Source organism: Streptomyces sp. NPDC001889, from assembly GCF_053594535.1.
In genome coordinates this window covers 149,394-168,946 of sequence record NZ_JBSFER010000013.1, presented here as the reverse complement: position 1 = coordinate 168,946, position 19,553 = coordinate 149,394, and the positions used below count along the sequence as shown (strand labels likewise).

The 19,553-nt window shown below is 72.0% G+C and carries 14 protein-coding genes; 7 read left to right on the top strand and 7 right to left on the bottom strand.

All coding sequences use genetic code 11. The features are described 5' to 3' along the window. Nucleotides 1–554 precede the first annotated feature (554 nt). The 4 genes from ACWCRA_RS17010 (at nt 555) to ACWCRA_RS16995 (ending at nt 6,651) form a co-directional block, all read left to right on the top strand. Nucleotides 555–3,461: a PQQ-dependent sugar dehydrogenase gene (locus ACWCRA_RS17010; protein ID WP_451067970.1), complete on the top strand. Its 2,907-nt coding sequence runs from the start codon at nt 555–557 to the stop codon at nt 3,459–3,461. Nucleotides 3,462–3,794: 333 nt separating this feature from the next. After that, nucleotides 3,795–4,661, top strand: a complete 867-nt coding sequence (locus ACWCRA_RS17005; protein WP_351548101.1) for an NUDIX hydrolase — start codon at nt 3,795–3,797, stop codon at nt 4,659–4,661. Further along, nucleotides 4,658–5,488 carry an MBL fold metallo-hydrolase gene (locus tag ACWCRA_RS17000; RefSeq protein ID WP_351548104.1) on the top strand — a complete coding sequence of 277 codons (831 nt, stop codon included), beginning with the start codon at nt 4,658–4,660 and terminating at the stop codon, nt 5,486–5,488. Before ACWCRA_RS17005 ends, ACWCRA_RS17000 begins: the two co-directional genes overlap by 4 nt. A 272-nt stretch (nt 5,489–5,760) precedes the next feature. Next, complete coding sequence (locus ACWCRA_RS16995) at nt 5,761–6,651, top strand: SPFH domain-containing protein (protein WP_351548107.1); 891 nt, start codon at nt 5,761–5,763, stop codon at nt 6,649–6,651. A gap of 93 nt (nt 6,652–6,744) precedes the next feature. On the opposite strand, the gene ACWCRA_RS16990 is transcribed toward ACWCRA_RS16995, so the two are convergent. Next, nucleotides 6,745–7,419 carry a Crp/Fnr family transcriptional regulator gene (locus tag ACWCRA_RS16990; RefSeq protein WP_351548110.1) on the bottom strand — a complete coding sequence of 225 codons (675 nt, stop codon included), beginning with the start codon at nt 7,417–7,419 and terminating at the stop codon, nt 6,745–6,747. Nucleotides 7,420–7,733: 314 nt separating this feature from the next. Here ACWCRA_RS16990 and nth point away from each other — a divergent pair, with 314 nt between their 5' ends. From nth to ACWCRA_RS16975, 3 genes are all read left to right on the top strand, one after another. Next, nucleotides 7,734–8,654 carry an endonuclease III gene (nth, locus tag ACWCRA_RS16985; protein ID WP_451067969.1) on the top strand — a complete coding sequence of 307 codons (921 nt, stop codon included), beginning with the start codon at nt 7,734–7,736 and terminating at the stop codon, nt 8,652–8,654. Between the two features lie 46 nt (nt 8,655–8,700). After that, nucleotides 8,701–9,495 carry an NUDIX hydrolase gene (locus ACWCRA_RS16980; protein ID WP_451067942.1) on the top strand — a complete coding sequence of 265 codons (795 nt, stop codon included), beginning with the start codon at nt 8,701–8,703 and terminating at the stop codon, nt 9,493–9,495. A gap of 125 nt (nt 9,496–9,620) precedes the next feature. Next, nucleotides 9,621–10,820, top strand: a complete 1,200-nt coding sequence (locus ACWCRA_RS16975; RefSeq protein WP_351548182.1) for a MarP family serine protease — start codon at nt 9,621–9,623, stop codon at nt 10,818–10,820. A gap of 108 nt (nt 10,821–10,928) precedes the next feature. Here ACWCRA_RS16975 and ACWCRA_RS16970 read toward each other — a convergent pair whose 3' ends face one another. The 6 genes from ACWCRA_RS16970 to ACWCRA_RS16945 form a co-directional block, all read right to left on the bottom strand. Then, complete coding sequence (locus tag ACWCRA_RS16970; RefSeq protein ID WP_351548117.1) at nt 10,929–11,117, bottom strand: hypothetical protein; 189 nt, start codon at nt 11,115–11,117, stop codon at nt 10,929–10,931. Nucleotides 11,118–11,245: 128 nt separating this feature from the next. Then, the gene (locus ACWCRA_RS16965) at nt 11,246–12,178 is read right to left on the bottom strand and encodes an alpha/beta fold hydrolase (RefSeq protein ID WP_351548120.1); all 933 of its coding nucleotides are present in this window, start codon (nt 12,176–12,178) and stop codon (nt 11,246–11,248) included. A gap of 272 nt (nt 12,179–12,450) precedes the next feature. Next, a complete protein-coding gene (locus ACWCRA_RS16960; RefSeq protein ID WP_351548122.1) occupies nt 12,451–12,918 on the bottom strand; it encodes a phage holin family protein in 468 nt (155 codons plus the stop codon). Nucleotides 12,919–12,996: 78 nt separating this feature from the next. Beyond that, nucleotides 12,997–14,391, bottom strand: a complete 1,395-nt coding sequence (gene nhaA / locus ACWCRA_RS16955) for a Na+/H+ antiporter NhaA (protein ID WP_351548125.1) — start codon at nt 14,389–14,391, stop codon at nt 12,997–12,999. A gap of 386 nt (nt 14,392–14,777) precedes the next feature. Then, the gene (gene acs / locus ACWCRA_RS16950) at nt 14,778–16,733 is read right to left on the bottom strand and encodes an acetate--CoA ligase (RefSeq protein WP_351548128.1); all 1,956 of its coding nucleotides are present in this window, start codon (nt 16,731–16,733) and stop codon (nt 14,778–14,780) included. 375 nt (nt 16,734–17,108) lie between these two features. Then, on the bottom strand, nt 17,109–19,448 hold the full coding sequence (locus ACWCRA_RS16945; protein ID WP_351548131.1) for a bifunctional SulP family inorganic anion transporter/carbonic anhydrase: 2,340 nt from the start codon (nt 19,446–19,448) through the stop codon (nt 17,109–17,111). Between the last annotated feature and the right edge of the window lie 105 nt (nt 19,449–19,553).

Below are 19,553 nucleotides of genomic sequence, written 5' to 3'. Positions count from 1 at the left end.
CGGGTCCGGCCCCGCCCGGGCGCCCCTGCCGGCCGGTACGCGTCCGCACCGGCCGGGCCCGGCCGGGTGCTGAACGGCCGGTCAGCCCCGGTGACGGCTCCGCCACTGCCCCGCGACGGCCCCGCACCCGCCGGATTCCCGGTGGGCGCGGGGCCGCCGCCGTCTTCAGCGAACGCTTGCATCTCTCTTGACGCGGACGCGCCGACGGGTGTCCTCTGTCCATGGTTAGGAACGTTTCCTATCCATATGAACGGCGCCGGGCGCGCCCCGGCGCCCGACCGCCCCTCTGGTGAACAGCGCGTACCTCCCGCCGACCTGCCCGATCGCCGGTCCGTCGCCCGTGCCCCCGGCCGTCCTCCGGCCGGTGCCGCTCCGACGGCGCCGCCCTGTCGACAGGCCGCGACAGAAGCCGGCACACACGGAGTGGCGGGAGCCCCCCAGTCGTCCCACGAACGTGGAGGGATCGATCCGTGGCATCAACCCCCCGCCGCCGCCCCCGTCGATCGCGCAGAGCGACCGGCGTCCTCGTGGCCCTGGCCACCGCGGTCTTGACCGTGGCCCTGCCGCCCCTCGGCCACGCCCAGCCGGGATCGCCCGGCGACCGGGACCGGGACCGGGCCGCACCCGTGCGGTACGAGGCCGAGTCCGCGACCGTCTCGCAGGGCGCGACCGAGTCCAACCACACCGGCTTCTCCGGTACCGGTTTCGTCAACTACACCAATGTCGCCGGCAGCTATGTCGAGTTCACCGTCAACGCCCCGGCAGCCGGGCCCGCCACCCTGGCCCTCGGCTTCGCCAACGGCACCACCGGCAACCGGCCCCTGAACATCAGCGTCAACGGCGGAGCCGCCACCAGCGCGGACTTCCAGCCCACCGGCGCCTGGACCACCTGGTCCGCCGTGAACACGACCGTCCAGCTCCGGGCGGGCGCCAACACGGTGCGGGCCACCGCCACCGCCGCCGAGGGCGGCCCCAACCTCGACTACCTCGATGTCACCGCCTCCGACGGCGGAACGGGCACCGACTACGAGGCCGAGGCGGGCACCGTCTCGCAGGGGGCCGTGGAGTCCAATCACGCCGGCCACTCCGGCACCGGTTTCGTCAACTTCCAGGTGGTGACCGGCGCCTATGTCGAGTTCACCGTCGAATCGGCGCGGGCGACGGCGGCGAAGCTCGACCTCCGCTACGCCCTGGGGGCCGCCGACGCCCGGGCCATGGACATCACCGTGAACGGCACCGCGGTCGCCGACGATCTCTCCTTCCCCGGTACCGGCGCCTGGACCACCTGGAAGGCCATCGGCGCCGAGGGCACGCTCCGGGCGGGCTCCAACAAGATCCGCGCCACCACCTCCTCCGGTGACGGGCCCAACCTGGACAAGCTCACCGTCACCCCCACCGGCCCGGCCGACACCGAGAAGCCGACCGCCCCCGGCAGTCTCCGCAAGGACCAGGAGCCCACGGCCTCCACCGTCTCCCTCGCCTGGGACGCGGCGTCCGACAACGTGGGGGTCACCGGATACGACATCTACCAGCACGGCCAGCTGATGAGGCAGGTCGGCGGCGACACCCTCGCCGCCACCGTCACCGGCCTCGAACCCGAGACGGCGTACGACTGGACCGTCTTCGCCCGGGACGCCGCGGCCAATGTCTCCGTCGCGAGCAACGCGGTCACCATCTCCACCCTGCCCGCCCCCGCGGACAGCGAGCCGCCGACCGCCCCCGCGAACCCGCGCTCCACCGGCAGGACCGCCACCAGCGTCGACCTGGCCTGGAACGCCTCGACGGACAATGTGAAGGTCACCGGCTACGAGGTCTTCCGCAACGGCACCCTCTCGGGCACCGCGGACGGCACCGCCTCCACCGTCGCGGGGCTGGCCGCGAGCACCGCGTACACCTTCAAGGTCAGGGCGTACGACCTCAAGGGCAACAAGTCCGCCTTCTCCCCGGAGATCACCGTCAGCACCAGCGGCACCCAGCCCGGCGGCACACCCGACCCGGGCTCCGTCTCCACCCTCGCCGGCGGGGTCGACGTCGCCTGGGGCCTGGCCTTCCTGCCGGACGGCGCGGGCATCTACACCGAGCGGAACACCTTCAATGTGTACCGGCTCACGAAGTCGGGCCAGAAGACCTCGCTCGGCAAGGTCCCCAACTCCCAGACCACGGGCGGTGAGGGCGGTCTGATGGGGGTCGAGGTCAGTCCGAGTTTCGCGTCGGACCACTATCTGTACTTCCTCCACACCTCGTCCGACGGCAACCGCATCGCCCGGATGAAACTGGAGAACAACGCGCTCAGCGGCTACACCGTCCTGCTCGACGGGATGGAGAAGAGCCGCTTCCACAACGGCGGGCGGCTGCGCTTCGGCCCCGACGGCAAGCTGTACGCCTCCATGGGCGACGCCCAGAGCAGCAGCAAGGCCCAGGACCGCAACTCGCTCAACGGCAAGATCCTCCGTATCAACCAGGACGGCAGCATCCCCTCGGACAACCCCTACGGGAACGCCGTCTGGTCGATGGGCCACCGCAACCCGCAGGGCATCGACTTCGACTCCAAGGGCCGGCTGTGGCAGGCCGAGTTCGGCAACAGCGTCATGGACGAGGTCAATCTGATCCAGAAGGGCGGCAACTACGGCTGGCCCAACTGCGAGGGCACCAGCGGCAGCTGCTCCGGCTATATCGCCCCCAAGAAGACCTGGTCGACCTCGGTGGGTTCGCCCAGCGGTCTGACCATCGTCAACGACCATGTCTTCGTCGCCACCACCCGGGGCGAGCGGGTCTACCGGATGAAGATCGACGCGAACTCCGCCCTGGTGGACCAGAAGACCTACTTCCAGGGCACCTACAGCCGGCTGCGCACCGTCGAGGTCGACCACGACGGCGACATCTGGCTCACCACCTCCACCGACAAGGACGGCACCAACGGCAACGACCGGGTGCTCCTGATCGATATCGCCTACTCCGGCGGGGCCGCCGAGTTCAAGCTGACCAGCGGCGCCTTCGGCGACAACGCCACCATCCCGGCCCGGTTCACCTGCGCCGGGGACGGGGCGGCGGGCCAGGACGCGTCACCGCCGCTGTCCTGGGGCGCCGGAACCACCGGGGCGAGCGGCTGGGCCATCGTCCTCGCCGACGTCGCCAACAGCGGCAACAAGCTCCACTGGGCCATCTGGGACATCCCCGCCGCCCGGCTCTCGCTGCCCGAGGGGCTGGGCTCCGGTTACACGGTCCCGGGCCAGGACGGGGCGAAACAGAAGGCCATGGGCAGCGGGGCGAACGCCCAGAAGTACTTCGGGCCCTGTCCGGGCGGCTCCAGCCATCCCTACACCTTCACCCTGTACGCGCTGAACACGGCGACCGTGCAGGGGCTCGGGTCGGGTTCCTCCATGGCCCAGATCGAAACAGCGATCAAGAGCGCCGCGACGGCGAGTGTGAAGCTGCGCGGCAACTCCAGCGCGGCGGCGTAGCCGGCCCCGCCCGGGCGCGCCGGAGACCGGCGCCACCCGGGGCCGTACCGCACGACGCCGTACCGCACGGGGCCGGCAGGTCCGGCCCCGTGCGCCCGGGCCGTCCCGTCCACCCGGGCCCGGGCCCGGGCGACGAGCGTCACCGGGCCCGGGCCCGCACGGGCGCGCCCCCAGGACCCGAGGGGCGGCCGGAATGCTCCCTCCGGCCGCCCCTCGGCCCGTGCCGGGCATGTTCCACGTGAAACCTCGCCAACGGGCCGGGAGCCCGCCCCCGGAGCCCCGCCCGCCGGCTGTGCCCTCGAACATCCGCGCGTGAGCGTTTAGCATCCGGCCATGCCCCATGGTCAGTGGTACCCACCGGAGTGGCCGGACCGGATTCGCGCTCTCACGCGCGGCGAACTCACCCCGGCTCCGCCCCGGCGGGCCGCCACCGTGATGCTGCTGCGCGATACGGCGGACGGCGGCCCCGTGGTGCACATGCTGCGCCGCCGCACCTCGATGGCCTTCGCGGCCGGCGCCTACGCCTACCCGGGCGGGGGAGTGGACGACCGGGACGCCCGCCCGGTCCGCTGGTCCGGCCCCGCACCCGAGGTCTGGGCGGCCAGGCTCGGGGTCGACGAGCCATCCGCGCGGGCCATCGTGTGCGCCGCGGTCCGGGAGACCTTCGAGGAGGCCGGGGTGCTGCTCGCCGGCCTCACCCCCGACACGGTGATCGGCGCGACCACCGACGACGGCTGGGAGGCCGACCGGCAGGCCCTCGTCGACCGGGAACTGGCCTTCGCCGACTTCCTCGACCGGCGCGGGCTGGTGCTGCGCTCGGATCTGCTGGGCGCGTGGGCGCGCTGGATCACGCCCGAGTTCGAGCCCCGCCGCTACGACACCTGGTTCTTCGTCGCCGCCCTACCGGAGGGGCAGCGCACCCGGAACGCCTCCACGGAGGCCGACCGCACGGTGTGGATCGGTCCCGCCGAGGCGACGGGGGGATACGACCGGGGCGAGCTGCTGATGATGCCGCCCACGGTCGCCACACTGCGGACCCTCCTCCCGTACGCCACGGCGGCCGAGGCCCTCGCGGCGGCCGGCGGCCAGGATCTGACCCCGGTCCTGGCCAGGGCCAGAATGGACGGTGACGAGCTGGTGCTCAGCTGGCCCGGACACGAGGAGTTCACCAAGCACATCCCGGCGGGAGGCGCGCGATGACCGAGGCGGCGGCACTGCCGGGACAGCCCCGGGGCCGGGTGGTCACCGGGCCCGCCACCGCGCGGGCGGTCAATGTCCTCGCGCCCAACCCGTCGGCCATGACGCTCGACGGCACCAACACCTGGATCGTCTCCGAACCGGACTCGGACCTGGCGGTGGTCATCGATCCGGGCCCCCTGGACGAGACCCATCTGCGCCGGGTCGTCACCACCGCCGAGCAGGCGGGCAAGCGCATAGCCCTGACCCTGCTCACCCATGGCCACCCCGACCACGCCGAGGGCGCCGGGCGCTTCGCCGAGCTGACCCGGACCCCGGTGCGGGCGCTCGACCCGGCGCTGCGCCTCGGCGACGAGGGGCTCGCGGCGGGCGAGGAGATATCCGTCGGCGGGCTGGAGCTGCGGGTCGTCGCCACCCCCGGCCACACCTCGGACTCGCTCAGCTTCCATCTGCCGGCCGACCGCGCGGTACTGACCGGGGACACCGTCCTGGGCCGGGGCACCACCGTCGTCGCCCATCCGGACGGGCGGCTCGGCGACTATCTGGACTCGCTGCGGCGGCTGCGCTCCCTGACGGCGGACGACGGGGTGCACACGGTCCTCCCGGGCCATGGGCCCGTGCTGGAGGACGCCCAGGGCGCCGTCGAGTTCTATCTCGCCCACCGCGCTCACCGGCTCGCCCAGGTGGAGACAGCGGTCGAGAACGGCCACCGCACGGCCGAGGCGGTCGTGGCACGGGTGTACGCGGACGTCGACCGCTCGCTCTGGCCGGCGGCGGAGCTGTCGGTGCGGGCGCAGCTGGAGTATCTGCGGGAGCACGGGCTCGTCTGAGGAGTGTCCCGTCCACGGTGAGGGGGGGGCAGGGCCCGGGGCGCCCTGGAGGCCCGGCGGGCGCGAGCGCGTCGTACGGCAGGCGCAGGCGCAGGCGCGGGCGCGGGCACGGGCGCGGGCAACAGGCCAGGGCGCAGGCCAGGGCGCGGGCACGGGCAACAGGCCACGGCGCGGGCGCGGCTCCGGAGAACCGGCGCGGACCCCCGCGCGTCCGAAGCTTTGGGGTGTGGCTTACGCTCCGCTTACTTCGGGCGTTTCCTGGGAGGTTCCGCGTGTTCGTCTTGTTTGTTCTGCTGGTCATCGCCGCAGTGGTGCTGTTCTTCGTCGGGCGCAGCCTTGAGCGCCCGGCGCTCAAGTTCGGCGCCCTGGGGGCGCTGATAGCGGGTCTCTTCTCCGGCGTCGCCAGCTGTGTGCATGTGATCAGCGCCTACGAGGTGGGAGTCCCGGTCACCTTCGGGAAGGTCGGCTCGCCCATGACCTCGGGCATGAATGTCACCTCCCCGTTCACCAACGTCACCACCTTCTCCACCCGGCCGGTGGACCTGAACCTCTCCGACAAGGACGTGGTCGAGGTCCGCTCCAAGCAGGGCGGTGTGATGTACGTGGAGGTGACCGTGAAGTGGGCGGTGACCCCCGCCAAGGCCGTCGAGCTGTACCGGCTCGCCGGGAGCGAGGACGCCATCCAGCAGCGGCTGGTCTTCCCGGACAGCCGGGAGATCATCCGCAATGTCTTCGCCCGCCACACCAGCGAGCAGGGCTACTCCTCCGCGCGCGAGAAGATCAACACCGAGATCGGTGATCTCATCAAGGAGCGTCTCGCCCCCCGGGGCATCGCCGTGACCACCGTCAATCTGCGCAATGTGAAGCCCTCCGACCAGCTCCAGGGCCAGATCGACCGCAAGATCCAGCAGCAGCAGTCCACCGAGCGGGCCACCGAGGCGGCGCGCACGGCGGAGGCGGAGGCCGAGCGCCGCCGGATCGAGGCCGAGGGCATCGCCAAGGCGAACCGCATCCTCAGCGACTCGCTCAGCGAGAAGGTCCTGATGAACCAGTGCATCGACGCCTTCAAGGAGGCGGCGGCCAAGAACCCGGTGTACGCGGTGCCGTGCGGCGGCGGCGGTGACAACGCGCTGATCGTGGACGGCAGCGGGCGCAAGAACTGAGCCCCCCGGTCCCGTGCCGGGACAGCGGAAGGGCCGCCCGGAACCATCCGGGCGGCCCTTCCGCTTGGGGCCCCGTCGCCGGGGCACCCGTGGTCAGCGGGAACGCTTGGCGAGGCGCTCCACGTCCAGCAGGATCACGGCCCGCGCCTCCAGTCGCAGCCAGCCGCGCTGCGCGAAGTCGGCCAGGGCCTTGTTCACGGTCTCGCGGGAGGCGCCGACGAGCTGGGCCAGCTCTTCCTGGGTCAGGTCGTGCACCACGTGGATGCCCTCCTCGGACTGCACGCCGAAGCGGCGCGACAGATCGAGGAGCGCCCGGGCGACCCGGCCCGGGACATCGGAGAAGACCAGGTCGGACATCTGGTCATTGGTCTTGCGCAGCCGCCGCGCGACCGCGCGCAGCAGTGCGGTGGCCACCTCGGGGCGGGCGTTCAGCCAGGGCTGGAGGTCGCCGTGGCCCAGGCCGAGGAGCTTGACCTCGGTGAGCGCGGTGGCGGTGGCGGTGCGCGGTCCCGGGTCGAAGAGGGACAGCTCGCCGATCAGCTCGCCCGGTCCGAGGACGGCGAGCATGTTCTCGCGGCCGTCCGGGGAGGTGCGGTGGAGCTTGACCTTGCCCTCGGTGACCACATAGAGCCGGTCACCGGGGTCGCCCTCGTGGAAGAGCGCATCGCCGCGGGCGAGCGTCACCTCACCCATCGAGCCGCGGAGCTCCGATGCCTGCTCATCATCGAGCGCCGCGAAGAGCGGGGCGCGCCGCAGAACGTCGTCCACGAATTCTCTCCTTGTCGACCTGCTCAGGGACCGTGGCCCCCATGATGCCGGACCGCACGGTGCCGGTCCGGGGGACACCGCGTAGGACAGTCTGTCCGCCGCGGACCCTTGGCAAGTAAATATTCGTGCGATCAATCACAACAAGTCTGACGCACGGGAGAGTCTGTTCGTGCGGCAGGGGCCCGATTGGGTCCGGATTGGCGGTGACCGGGGCGGATGTCAGTGGTGGACCGTAGGCTGGCCGGGTGTCCAACTCACCGGTGAGAGCGCAGGCCAAGGGGGCTGGGAGAGTGTCCGCCAAGCAGGATTCCGCTGTGGGCGAACAGTCGGAAGTCGGAGCCCAAAAAGCCGCAAATGGTGCCCAATCTTCATCGCGGGCGGCCTCCGGGGCGGCACCCCGTGCCACCTCGCGGGACACGCCCCGGCCGCGCGGGAGCCGTGCGCCGGAGTCGCGGCTCGCCATGGTCCGCCGCGCCCGCCGGATCAACCGCGAGCTCGCCGAGGTCTATCCGTACGCCCACCCCGAGCTGGACTTCCGCAACCCCTTCGAGCTGCTCGTCGCCACCGTGCTGTCGGCCCAGACCACCGACCTGCGGGTGAACCAGACGACGCCCGCGCTCTTCGCGAAGTACCCCACCCCCGAGGAGCTGGCCGCGGCCGTCCCCGAGGAGCTGGAGGCGATCATCCGGCCCACCGGCTTCTTCCGGGCCAAGGCCAGATCCCTGCTCGGGCTCTCCCAGGCCCTGCGGGACAATTTCGGCGGCAATGTCCCCGGCCGTCTCGACGACCTGGTGACGCTGCCCGGGGTGGGCCGCAAGACGGCCTTCGTGGTCCTCGGCAATGCCTTCGGGGTCCCCGGCATCACCGTGGACACCCACTTCGGCCGGCTGGTGCGCCGCTGGAAGTGGACCGAGCAGACGGACCCGGAGAAGGTCGAGGCGGAGATCGCGGAGATCTTCCCGAAGTCCGAGTGGACGATGCTCTCCCACCGGGTGATCTTCCACGGCCGCCGTATCTGCCACTCCCGCAGGCCCGCGTGCGGCGCCTGCCCGATCGCCGCCCTCTGCCCGTCCTACGGCGAGGGCGAGACGGACCCGGAGAAGGCCGGAAAGCTCCTGAAGTACGAGATGGGGGGCCGGCCGGGCCAGCGGCTCAGCCCGCCGCCCGGCTATCCGGGCGAACCGGCCCCGCCGGCCTCCCCGGCGGAGACTCCGGCCGCCGGGGAGGCCGGATGACGGAACGATCCGTGCGCCCCGGGGCGTTGTGAACGAGGGGGTGCCCATGCGCACAGGAGAAGAGACATCCGGACCCGCCGCGTCCGCGCGCGGCGGGACACCCGGACAGAGCCGCCGGGGCCCGGAGCCGGCGCCCGGCGCCGCGCGGGCGGGCCATGGCGGCCCGTACGACCCGGGGGTTCCGGTCACCACCGACGGCCTGCCCCCGTGGCTCGGCCCCGTCGCCCGCGCGGTCGACACCGTCGAGCCCGGCCAGCTCAGCGCCTTTCTGCCGCCCAAGAGCGGCCGGGGCCGCCAGTCCGCCGTGCTCATCCTCTTCGGCGAGGGGGCCACGGGCCCCGAGCTGCTGCTGATGGAGCGCGCCGGCAGTCTGCGGACCCACGCGGGCCAGCCCGCCTTCCCCGGCGGCTCGCTGGACCCGGAGGACGGCGATCCGGCGGGCGCGGGGCCGCTCCGGGCCGCCCTGCGCGAGGCCGAGGAGGAGACCGGGCTCGACCCCGCGGGCGTCCAGCTCTTCGGCGTGCTGCCGAAGCTCTACATCCCGGTGAGCGGCTTCGTCGTGACCCCGGTGGTGGGCTGGTGGCGCGCCCCCAGCCCCGTCGGGGCGGTCGACCTCGCCGAGACGGCACGGGTCTTCACCGTCCCCGTGGCGGATCTCACGGACCCCGCGAACCGTGCCACCGCCGTCCACCCCAGCGGCCACCTCGGCCCCGCGTTCACCGTCGAAGGGGCTCTGGTCTGGGGTTTCACGGCCGGTCTGATCGACCGTCTGCTGCACTTCGCGGGCTGGGAGCGGCCCTGGGACCGGGAGAAGCAGGTCCCGCTGGACTGGCGCTCATGACAGTCTGATTCCCCGAAACCACGGCCGGACCGACCGGGTGCCGGGCGGCACACCGGGCCGGGACCACCGGTGCGGGCCGGACACCCCGTCCGGTGACGAAGGCGATGACTGCGAGGCTAATGACGGTGAATGTGCTGGACATCCTGCTGCTGGTCGCCGCCGTGTGGTTCGCGATCGTCGGTTATCGCCAGGGCTTTGTGGTCGGCATCCTGTCCGTGATCGGATTCCTCGGCGGCGGACTGATCGCGGTCTATCTGCTCCCCGTGATCTGGGACGAACTGACGAACGACTCCCAGGTGTCCACCACCGCCGCGGTCGTCGCCGTCGTCATCGTGATCCTCTGCGCCTCGGTCGGCCAGGCCTTCACCACCCATCTCGGCAACAAGCTCCGCCGGTACATCACCTGGTCACCCGCCCGCGCCCTGGACGCCACCGGCGGCGCGCTGGTCAATGTGGTCGCCATGCTGCTGGTGGCCTGGCTGATCGGCTCCGCCCTCGCCGGGACGGCGCTGCCCACCATCGGCAAGGAGGTGCGCAGCTCCAAAGTGCTGCTGGGCGTCTCCCAGGTGATGCCGGAGCAGGCCTCCACCTGGTTCACGGACTTCTCCTCCGTCCTCGCGCAGAACGGCCTCCCCCAGGTCTTCAGCCCCTTCGCCAACGAGCCCATCACCGAGGTCAAGGCCCCGGACCCGGCGCTGGTGGGCAGCCCGGTCGCCGCCCGCGCCAAGAAGTCCATCGTCAAGGTCGTCGGCACCGCGCAGAGCTGCAACAAGGTCCTCGAAGGCACCGGATTCGTCTTCGGCGAGCGGCGGGTCATGACCAACGCGCACGTGGTGGGCGGGGTCGACGAGCCGACCGTGCAGATCGGCGGCGAGGGCCGGCTGTACGACGCGAAGGTCGTGCTCTACGACTGGCAGCGGGACATCGCCGTCCTGGACGTCCCCGATCTGCGGGCCGAGCCGCTGGAGTTCGCCGAGCCCGACGCGCGCACCGGCGACAGCGCCATCGTGGCCGGCTTCCCCGAGAACGGCGCGTACGACGTCCGCTCCGCCCGCGTCCGCGGCCGGATCAACGCCAACGGCCCCGACATCTACCACCGCGGCACCGTGGGCCGCGATGTCTACTCGCTCTTCACCACCGTCCGCCAGGGCAACTCCGGCGGCCCCCTCCTCACCCCCGAGGGCGAGGTGTACGGAGTCATCTTCGCCCGCTCGCTGGACGACCCGCAGACCGGCTACGCGCTCACGGTGGACGAGATCGCCGAGGACATCTCCGCGGGTCTCTCCGCCAACCAGCAGGTGGACAGCCAGGGGTGCGCGCTGTAGCGCTCCGGAGGCGGGCCCGGTGTCCCCCGGCTGCCGGCCCGGCCCCGGGCCGGCAGCCGGGGGACACCGGAAGCCCGGCAGCGGTCGGGTGCCGGGAGCCCGGGGCGGTCAGTGGCGGGTGTGGCGCAGTCGCGCGGAGACCCAGCGCGCTCGGCGCCGGAGAATGCGCGGGATACCGATCCCCTGTCCGGGATGATCATGGCCTCGGCCTTGCGGGCCCTCGCTCTTGTGGGTGCTCGGCGCGCTGGCCGAGCGACGGTTGCGTGCCGCGTCACCGTAGTCGTACGTCAAGCCCATACCGGGACGTGTGCCCGTGCCCCAAGGTCGGTAACCGTGTCAGGGGCGCCCAATTGGCGTATGCGCCAGGCAATTGGCTGTTCGTCGGACAGGCGTTCTCCGCCGGGTCCCGAAGCCCTCTCCGGCGGCTACGGACGGTCGGGTTCCGGGTCCTTCAGCCAGTTGATCAGCTCCGCCGAGAACGCCACCGGGTCCTCCTCGTGCGGGAAGTGCCCCAGACCGTCGAACAGCCGCCAGCGGTACGGCGCTTCCACGTACTCGCCCGAGCCCGCCGCGCTCCGGGTGCGCATCGCCGGGTCGAGGGACCCGTGCAGATGCAGGGTCGGGACCCGCACCGGGCGCTTCATCCGGCGGTTGAACTGGATGCCGTCCGGCCGGGCCAGCGACCGCACCATCCAGCGGTACGGCTCGATCGAGCAGTGCGCCGTCGAGGGAATGCGCATGGCCCGCTGATAGACGTCCAGCGCCGACTCCTCCGGCGGCTTGGGCCCCGACCACTCCCGGATCAGCTCGCCCACCAGGGCCCCGCCGTCCGCGACCAGCCGGCGCTCGGGCAGCCACGGCCGCTGGAACCCCCAGATGTACGACCCGGCGCGGCTCTGCGAGAAGTCCGAGACCATCGCCGAGCGCCAGCGGCGCGGATGCGGCATCGAGGAGACCGCGAGCCGGCGCACCAGCTTCGGACGCATCACGGCGGCCGTCCACGCCAGATATCCGCCCAGGTCATGACCGACGAGCGCGGCGTCCGGCTCGCCCAGGGAGCGGATCACCCCGGTGATGTCGAGCGCGAGGTTGGCGGGGTCGTACCCCCTCGGCGTACGGTCGCTGCCGCCCACTCCCCGCAGATCCATCGCCACCGCGCGGTACCCCGCGTCGGCGAGCGCCGGGAGCTGATGCCGCCAGGTCCACCAGAACTGCGGGAACCCGTGGAGGAGGAGGACCAGCGGCCCGTCGCCCATCTCGGCGATGTGGAAGCGCGCTCCATTGGCCGCCACATCGCGATGGGTCCACGGACCCTCCATGCGAATGGGGCTTCCACTACCGGTTTCAGGGGCCGTCATGCTGATGAGCGTGCCACAACCGCGCAGCCCGTGTGCGCCATGGCCGTCCGGCCGGGGGAGCGGGGCCGTCCCCGCCCCCCGGCACACGGAGCGCGCACCCGGACCCGGTCCGACATGCCGGGCCCCGACCAAGCGTCCTGCCCGGCCCGACCGAGCGTCCTGCCCGGCCCGACCGAGCGTCCTGCCCGGCCCGCCTGAGCGTCCTGCCCGGCCCGGCCGTGTCCGCCGGGCCGCGCCGCGGGCGGTCAGCCGGCCGGCCGGCCCTCCCGGGGTCAGGCCGAGATCCGCTCCCGCGGCACGGAGCCGGGGATCAGCTCGGGCTGGGACCTCGGCGAGCGCGGGTGGGGCTTGACGGTCTGGAGGACGGCGGCCGTCTCCTTGGCCGAGGCGATGGACCGCTCCGGCGGCTTGACCTTCTTGAACTTGGAGATCGCCAGCAGCGCCAGCAGCACCGCGAGCACCACGAACGCCCCGCCCACGATCAGGAACGACCAGGCGAGGCCGAGGCCCAGATTATGAATTCCGTACGCCGCGGCGAAACTGAACACCGGCAGCGAGAAGAGCGCGAACACCCCCGCGATGCCTATGGCCACCGAGCCGATCGCGCCGCGCCTGACGTCCTGCCGCAGCTCCGCCTTGGCCAGTGCGATCTCATCGTGCACAAGTGCGGACATCTCGGCGGTCGCCGAAGCGACCAGCTGGCCGAGACTGCGCTCGGCACTGGTGCCGGGGTCGCTCATCGCTGCTCCCTCTCTCCTGGGTCCGAGATCTACATTTCCTCTTCGGCGCCCGGAAAACTTCCCGGGTCCGACATCAGATCATGCCGGACTGTCGCCGTCGCCGCGCGACGCCCCCGCAACTTGGGCCAGCCGCCGGTGCTCGGCGGCCTTCTTCTCGTAGAGCTCCGCCATGCGGGCGTGGTACTCCGGGTCGTCCTGCTCGTAGATGTCGGGGATGCCGTCCTGGTCCTCGTCCCGCTCCTCCTCGTCGAAGAGGGCCCGGTACTTCTTCACCCGCAGCTTCAGCAGAATCGCGGCGAGCACGGCGGCGATTAGCGATCCGACCAGTACGGCGGCCTTGACCTCGTCGGCGAGCGCGGGGTCGTCGGCGAAGGCCAGTTCGCCGATCAGGAGCGAGACGGTGAAGCCGATTCCGGCGAGGGTCGCGACCGCGAAGACATCCGGCCAGGCCAGTTCCTCGTTCAGCTCCGCGCGGGTGAAGCGGGCGGCCAGCCAGGTGCCGCCGAAGATGCCCAGCGCCTTGCCGACGACGAGGCCGAGGACGACGCCCAGCGTCTCCGGCTGGGTGAAGACCCGGCCGATGGCGCCGCCGGAGACGGCGACGCCCGCCGAGAACAGCGCGAAGAGCGGGACCGCCAGCCCCGCCGAGAGGGGGCGCACCAGATGCTCGATGTGCTCGCCGGGGGAGTGCTCCTCGCCGTCCCGGCGGGTGCAGCGCAGCATCAGACCCATGGCGACACCGGCGATGGTGGCGTGGACACCGCTGTTGTACATCAGCCCCCAGACGACCAGGGCCAGCGGGACGTACACGTACCAGCCGCGCACGCCCTTGCGCAGCAGCAGCCAGAAGACGGCGAGGCCGACGACCGCGCCGCCGAGCGCGGCGAAGTTCAGTTCGCTGGTGAAGAAGACCGCGATGATCAGTATCGCGAAGAGGTCGTCCACCACGGCGAGGGTCAGCAGGAACGCCCGGAGCGCGGACGGCAGCGAGGTGCCGATGACCGCGAGCACGGCGAGCGCGAAGGCGATATCGGTGGCGGTGGGGACGGCCCAGCCGTCGGCGGAGCCGCCGCCGAGGGTGTTGACCAGGACATAGACGAGCGCGGGGGCCGCCATGCCGCAGAGCGCGGCGATGACGGGGAGGGCCGCGGCCTTGGGGTCGCGCAGTTCACCGGCGACCAGTTCCCGCTTCAGCTCGATCCCGGCCACGAAGAAGAAGATCGCGAGGAGTCCGTCGGCCGCCCAGTGCTGGATGGAGAGGTCCAGGCCGAGCGCCGACGGGCCTATGTGGAACGAGCGCAGTGAGTCGTAGCTGTCGCTGAGCGGGGTGTTCGCCCAGACCAGCGCGGCGATGGCGGCCAGCAGAAGGAGGACGCCGCCCACGGTCTCGGTGCGCAGGGCGTCGGTGACGAAGGTGCGCTCGGGCAGGGAGAGCCGGCCGAGGAATTTGCGCGGACTGGGGGAGGCGGCCATGGAGTTCCTTCGGTTGGTCGGGCAGCACGAATCACATGCCGACCAGACTTCCCGGCGCACCCAGATCTTCTTGTCGCGATTTTGACGCAGTCCTCACCATACCCAAGTGCCCGGGGCCCGGCACCTCAACCCGAAGCCCCAGGCCGGGGGCGGTGAGGCAGAGGAACGGTGGGACGGAGGAGCGCTGGGGCAGAGAGGCAGAGAGGCAGAGAGGCAGAGGAGCGGTGGGGCGGTGGGACAGACGGGCGATGGGGTGGTGGGGCGGTGGGCAGCACGACGGGCCCCCGGCGTGGTCCGCCGGGGGCCCGTCGTCTCCGCTGTTGTCCGTGTGCCGGTCCCCGCGCCGGTAGGGAGCGCCCTCGCGGTCCCGGGGGGCGCTCGGGGGATCAGTCCTCGGAGGCGGCGCTCGGCAGCCGCGTCTGGATCAGATCCATCACGGAGGAGTCGGTCAGCGTGGTGACATCACCCAGCTGCCGGTTCTCCGCGACATCGCGCAGCAGCCGGCGCATGATCTTGCCGGAACGGGTCTTCGGCAGCTCCGCCACCGGCAGTACCCGCTTGGGCTTGGCGATCGGGCCCAGCGTGGCCCCGACGTGGTTGCGCAGCTCCGCCACCAGGCCCTCGTCCTCGGTGGCCGTGCCGCGCAGGATGACAAAGGCGACGATTGCCTGGCCGGTCGTCTCGTCGGCCGCGCCGACGACCGCCGCCTCGGCGACCTTGGGGTGCGAGACGAGCGCCGACTCGACCTCGGTCGTCGAGATGTTGTGGCCGGAGACCAGCATCACGTCGTCGACCCGGCCCAGCAGCCAGATGTCGCCGTCCTCGTCCTTCTTGGCGCCGTCGCCCGCGAAGTACTTGCCCTCGAAGCGGGACCAGTAGGTGTCGATGAACCGCTGATCGTCACCCCAGATGGTGCGCAGCATCGACGGCCACGGCTCGGTGAGGACGAGATAGCCGCCCCCGCCGTTGGGCACCTCGTTGGCCTCGTCGTCCACGACGGTCGCCGCGATACCGGGCAGTGCCCGCTGCGCCGATCCGGGCTTGGTCTCGGTGACGCCGGGCAGCGGCGAGATCATCATCGCGCCGGTCTCGGTCTGCCACCAGGTGTCCACGATCGGGGTCTTCCCCGCGCCGATGTGCTCGCGGTACCAGATCCAGGCCTCGGGGTTGATCGGCTCGCCGACCGAGCCGAGCACCCGCAGGCTCGACAGGTCGAACTTGGCGGGGATGTCGTCGCCCCACTTCATGAACGTGCGGATCGCGGTGGGCGCCGTGTACAGGATGGTGACCCCGTACTTCTGGACGATCTCCCAGAACCGGCCCTGGTGCGGGGTGTCGGGCGTGCCCTCGTACATCACCTGGGTGGCGCCGTTGGCCAGCGGCCCGTACACGATGTAGGAGTGGCCGGTCACCCAGCCGATGTCCGCCGTACACCAGTAGACGTCCGACTCGGGCTTGAGGTCGAAGACGGCGTGGTGGGTGTAGGCCGCCTGGGTGAGGTAGCCGCCGGAGGTGTGCAGGATGCCCTTGGGCTTCCCGGTGGTTCCCGAGGTGTAGAGGATGAAGAGCGGGTGCTCCGCCTCGAAGGCCTCCGGGGTGTGCTCGGTGGACTGGCGGTCCACGATGTCGTGCCACCACACGTCACGGCCCTCGGTGAAGGCGGTGTCCTCGCCGGTGCGCCGGACCACCAGCACATGCTCGATCTGCGGGCACTTGGCGACGGCCTCGTCGATCGCGGGCTTGAGCGCGCTCGGCTTGCCGCGGCGGTAGCCGCCGTCGGCGGTGATGACGAGCTTGGCGTCCGCGTCCTGGATACGGGAGGCGACGGCGTCGGCCGAGAAGCCGCCGAAGACCACCGAGTGCGCGGCGCCGATACGGGCGCAGGCCAGCATCGCCACGGCGGCCTCGGGGATCATCGGCAGATAGACGGCGACCCGGTCGCCCTTGCGGACCCCCAGCTCGGTCAGGGCGTTCGCGGCGCGCGAGACCTCGTCCTTGAGCTGGGCGTAGGTCACGGCCCGGCTGTCCCCGGGCTCGCCCTCGAAGTGGATCGCCACCCGGTCGCCGTTTCCGGCCTCGACATGGCGGTCCACACAGTTGTACGCGACATTCAGCTTGCCGTCCGCGAACCACTTCGCGAAGGGCGGGTTGCTCCAGTCGAGGGTCTCGGTGGGCTCGGTGGCCCAGGTGAGCCTCCGCGCCTGCTCGGCCCAGAAGCCAAGCCTGTCCGCCTTGGCCTGCTCGTACGCGTCCGCCGTCACATTGGCGTTCGCGGCCAGCTCGGTCGGCGGCGCGAAGCGGCGCTCTTCCTTGAGCAGGTTGGCCAGGCTTTCGTTGCTCACGACATCTCCCTTTCCCAGGGCGTCCTCTGTGCGTATGTGTCCGAGGCCATAGCTCACCAGCCGGAGGGCCGGGTGACAAGAGCCTTCCGATAATTGGTTTAGACCTATTGAGGTCGTCGAAGGGATGGCCGGACCCCGGAGGGCGCATCGGGGCGGACGGTGCCGATGGTGCCATGTGGATGGGCCCCTCCTTCCCGGGCGGCGAGAAGGAGGGGCCCACCCCTACCCACGGCGGGGGCGGCCGGCCGGTTCAGATCTCCCCTGGACGGATGAACGGCCGGGGGCGGGCGGGGCCGTGGCCACGGATCGGATACGGGCCGGGCGGGATACGGGCCGGTGTGGGTACGGGGGTCAGGTGCGGGGTCAGGTGCGGGTTCAGGTGCGGGTCTTCGCCAGGGATGAGGAGGCGGGGGCGACCCGGTCGAAGACGACGTCATAGGGGTGTTCGTCGCCGCTCGCGAGCAGATAGGCCTGGGCCTCGCCGACGTGGAAGTACATTCCGTACAGCTTCAGCGTGCCCTCGGCGAGCCGCCGTGCCACCGCTTCATGGGCCCGCAGATGCTCCATCTGCTGCACCACATTGGTCAGGGACAACTGCTCCACGGCGTCGATCGGCAGCCGGCCGGAGATCCGGACCCAGGAGCGGTTCCGGCTCCGCATGCGCTCCAGGCTGGGCCGCCCGTGCCGCAGCCAGCGCCGCAGCGGGGTGTGGGCACCGATCGGGGGAGCGGAGAGCAGCGCCTGCATCGCACCGCAGCCGGAGTGTCCGCAGACGGTGATCGAGCCGACCTGGAGCACCTCCACGGCGTACTCGATCGCCGCCGCCACCGAGTCGTCGCCGCTCTCCGCGCCGGGCAGGGGCACCAGATTGCCCATATTGCGCACGGTGAAGAGATCCCCGGGACCGCTGGCCGTGATCATGCTGGTGACCACCCGGGAGTCGGCGCAGGTGAGGAAGAGCTGGGAGGGGCGCTGGCCCTCCCGCTCCAGCCGGGCCAGTTCGTCGCGGACCAGCGGGGCCGTGTCGCGCTGGAAGGAGCTGACGCCGTCGGCCAGCGGGTGCGCGGTGGCCCGGTCGGGCCGGCCGTCGCAGTGGTGGTTGCGCCAGGGGGTCCAGGGGCGGCAGCAGCCGTGGGTCTCCGACGCGGGTTCGCTGATCCGCGAGCCGGAGCGGCCGGTGAACTCCACCGTCCCGCCCTGGGCCACATGGGCGGTCTGCCAGTCGTGCAGCGCCTCGTGCGCCGCGTGGTCCATGAAGGAGCCGTCCAGCTCGACCACGCAGTCGCTGCCCGTGGGCACCTGGTTCAGCGCCCGGCTCAGCCGGGGCACCGCGAGGAAGGTCAGCTGGCCGCGGACCCGCACCCGGCGGCGCCCGTCCTGCTCCTCCTCGGTGATCCGGGTGCGGGTCAGCCGGTGGAGCGCGACCGCGACCGCCACCGCGATCCCGATCACCACCCCCTCCAGCACCCCGGTGGCGACCACGGAGGCCAGGGTCACCGCGTACACCAGCATTTCGCGGTTCCGCCGGACGCTGCGCAGATGGGTGATGTTGACCATCTGGACGCCGACGACCATCACCAGCGCGGCCAGCGCGGCCAGCGGGATCAGGTCGAGGACGGGAACCAGCAGCAGCGCGGCGAGCACCACCCACAGGCCGTGGAGCATCGTGGAGTTGCGGCTCACTGCTCCGGCCGCGACATTCGCCGAGCTGCGCACGGCCACTCCGGTGATGGGCAGCCCGCCGAGGGCGCCGGAGACCACATTGGCCGCTCCCTGCCCGGCCAGCTCCCGGTCGAGGTCGGCGCGCGGCACCCGGACGGAGGGTGTCTTGCGGGCCGCCGCCAGTTTGTCCACGGCCACCGCCGACAGCAGGGACTCCACACTGCCGACGAGGGTGATGGTCAGCACGGCGGCGATCAGTCCGAGCACGGGCCCGTCGGGCATCGCGGGCAGGGCGTGGCTGCTCCAGGAGGGCAGGTCGACCCGGGGCAGATGGAGCGAGGCGAGCGCGGCGGCCGTGGTGGCTCCCGCCACGGCGGCGAGCGCGGCCGGCATCTTCCGCATCAGCCGGCCCGTGCGCCCCGGAATCCGGGGCCAGGCCAGCAGGACGGCGATGGTCAGCGCGCTGACCGAGATGGCGGCGGGGTGCAGGGCGGCCAACTGGGCGGGCAGCGCCCGGACATTCTCGACGGCCGAGCTCTGCGGGGTGCCGCCGAGCACGATGTGGAGCTGTGCCAGCGCGATGGTGACGCCGATGCCGGCGAGCATGCCGTGGACGATCGCCGGGCTGACGGCGAGCGCCGAGCGGGCCACCCGCAGGGCGGCGAGGCCCAGTTGGGCGAAGCCGGCGAGCACGGTGATGGCGCAGGTGACGCGCCAGCCGTACTGCTGGATCAGATCGGCGGTGACGACGGTCAGCCCGGCAGCGGGGCCGCTGACCTGGAGCGGAGCCCCGCCGAACCGGCCGACGACGATGCCGCCGACGGCCGCCGCCACCAGCCCCGCCTGGAGCGGGGCGCCGGTGGCGAGTGCGATGCCCAGGGAGAGCGGCAGCGCGATCAGGAAAACGGAGATGGACGCGGACAGATCGGAGCCGGCGATACGGAATCGGTGGGGGGCTCCGCCGGACGGGGGAGCGCCGTCGGCGCCGGCCGGGCCGGGCTTCCGGGGCTGGTCCGAGGGATCGTCGGTGCGGGTGGGGACGCAGGCGGACATGGTTTCCCGTCTCCTCCGGGGCGGCGCGGTCGCGGAAAGTGGGGCGCGGCCGTGGGGCACGGCTTGCAGCGGCGGGATACTCAACTTTCAGTTTTCAGTAAATTG

What these genes read in the sequence shown, in the direction of transcription:
- ACWCRA_RS17005 (WP_351548101.1), top strand. Translation starts at nt 3,795, where the DNA reads ATGCCCCATGGTCAGTGGTACCCACCGGAGTGGCCGGACCGGATTCGC.
- ACWCRA_RS17000 (WP_351548104.1), top strand. Translation starts at nt 4,658, where the DNA reads ATGACCGAGGCGGCGGCACTGCCGGGACAGCCCCGGGGCCGGGTGGTC.
- ACWCRA_RS16980 (WP_451067942.1), top strand. Translation starts at nt 8,701, where the DNA reads ATGCGCACAGGAGAAGAGACATCCGGACCCGCCGCGTCCGCGCGCGGC.
- ACWCRA_RS16970 (WP_351548117.1), bottom strand. Translation starts at nt 11,117, where the DNA reads ATGGGCTTGACGTACGACTACGGTGACGCGGCACGCAACCGTCGCTCG.
- ACWCRA_RS16965 (WP_351548120.1), bottom strand. Translation starts at nt 12,178, where the DNA reads ATGACGGCCCCTGAAACCGGTAGTGGAAGCCCCATTCGCATGGAGGGT.
- ACWCRA_RS16960 (WP_351548122.1), bottom strand. Translation starts at nt 12,918, where the DNA reads ATGAGCGACCCCGGCACCAGTGCCGAGCGCAGTCTCGGCCAGCTGGTC.
- nhaA (WP_351548125.1), bottom strand. Translation starts at nt 14,391, where the DNA reads ATGGCCGCCTCCCCCAGTCCGCGCAAATTCCTCGGCCGGCTCTCCCTG.
- ACWCRA_RS16945 (WP_351548131.1), bottom strand. Translation starts at nt 19,448, where the DNA reads ATGTCCGCCTGCGTCCCCACCCGCACCGACGATCCCTCGGACCAGCCC.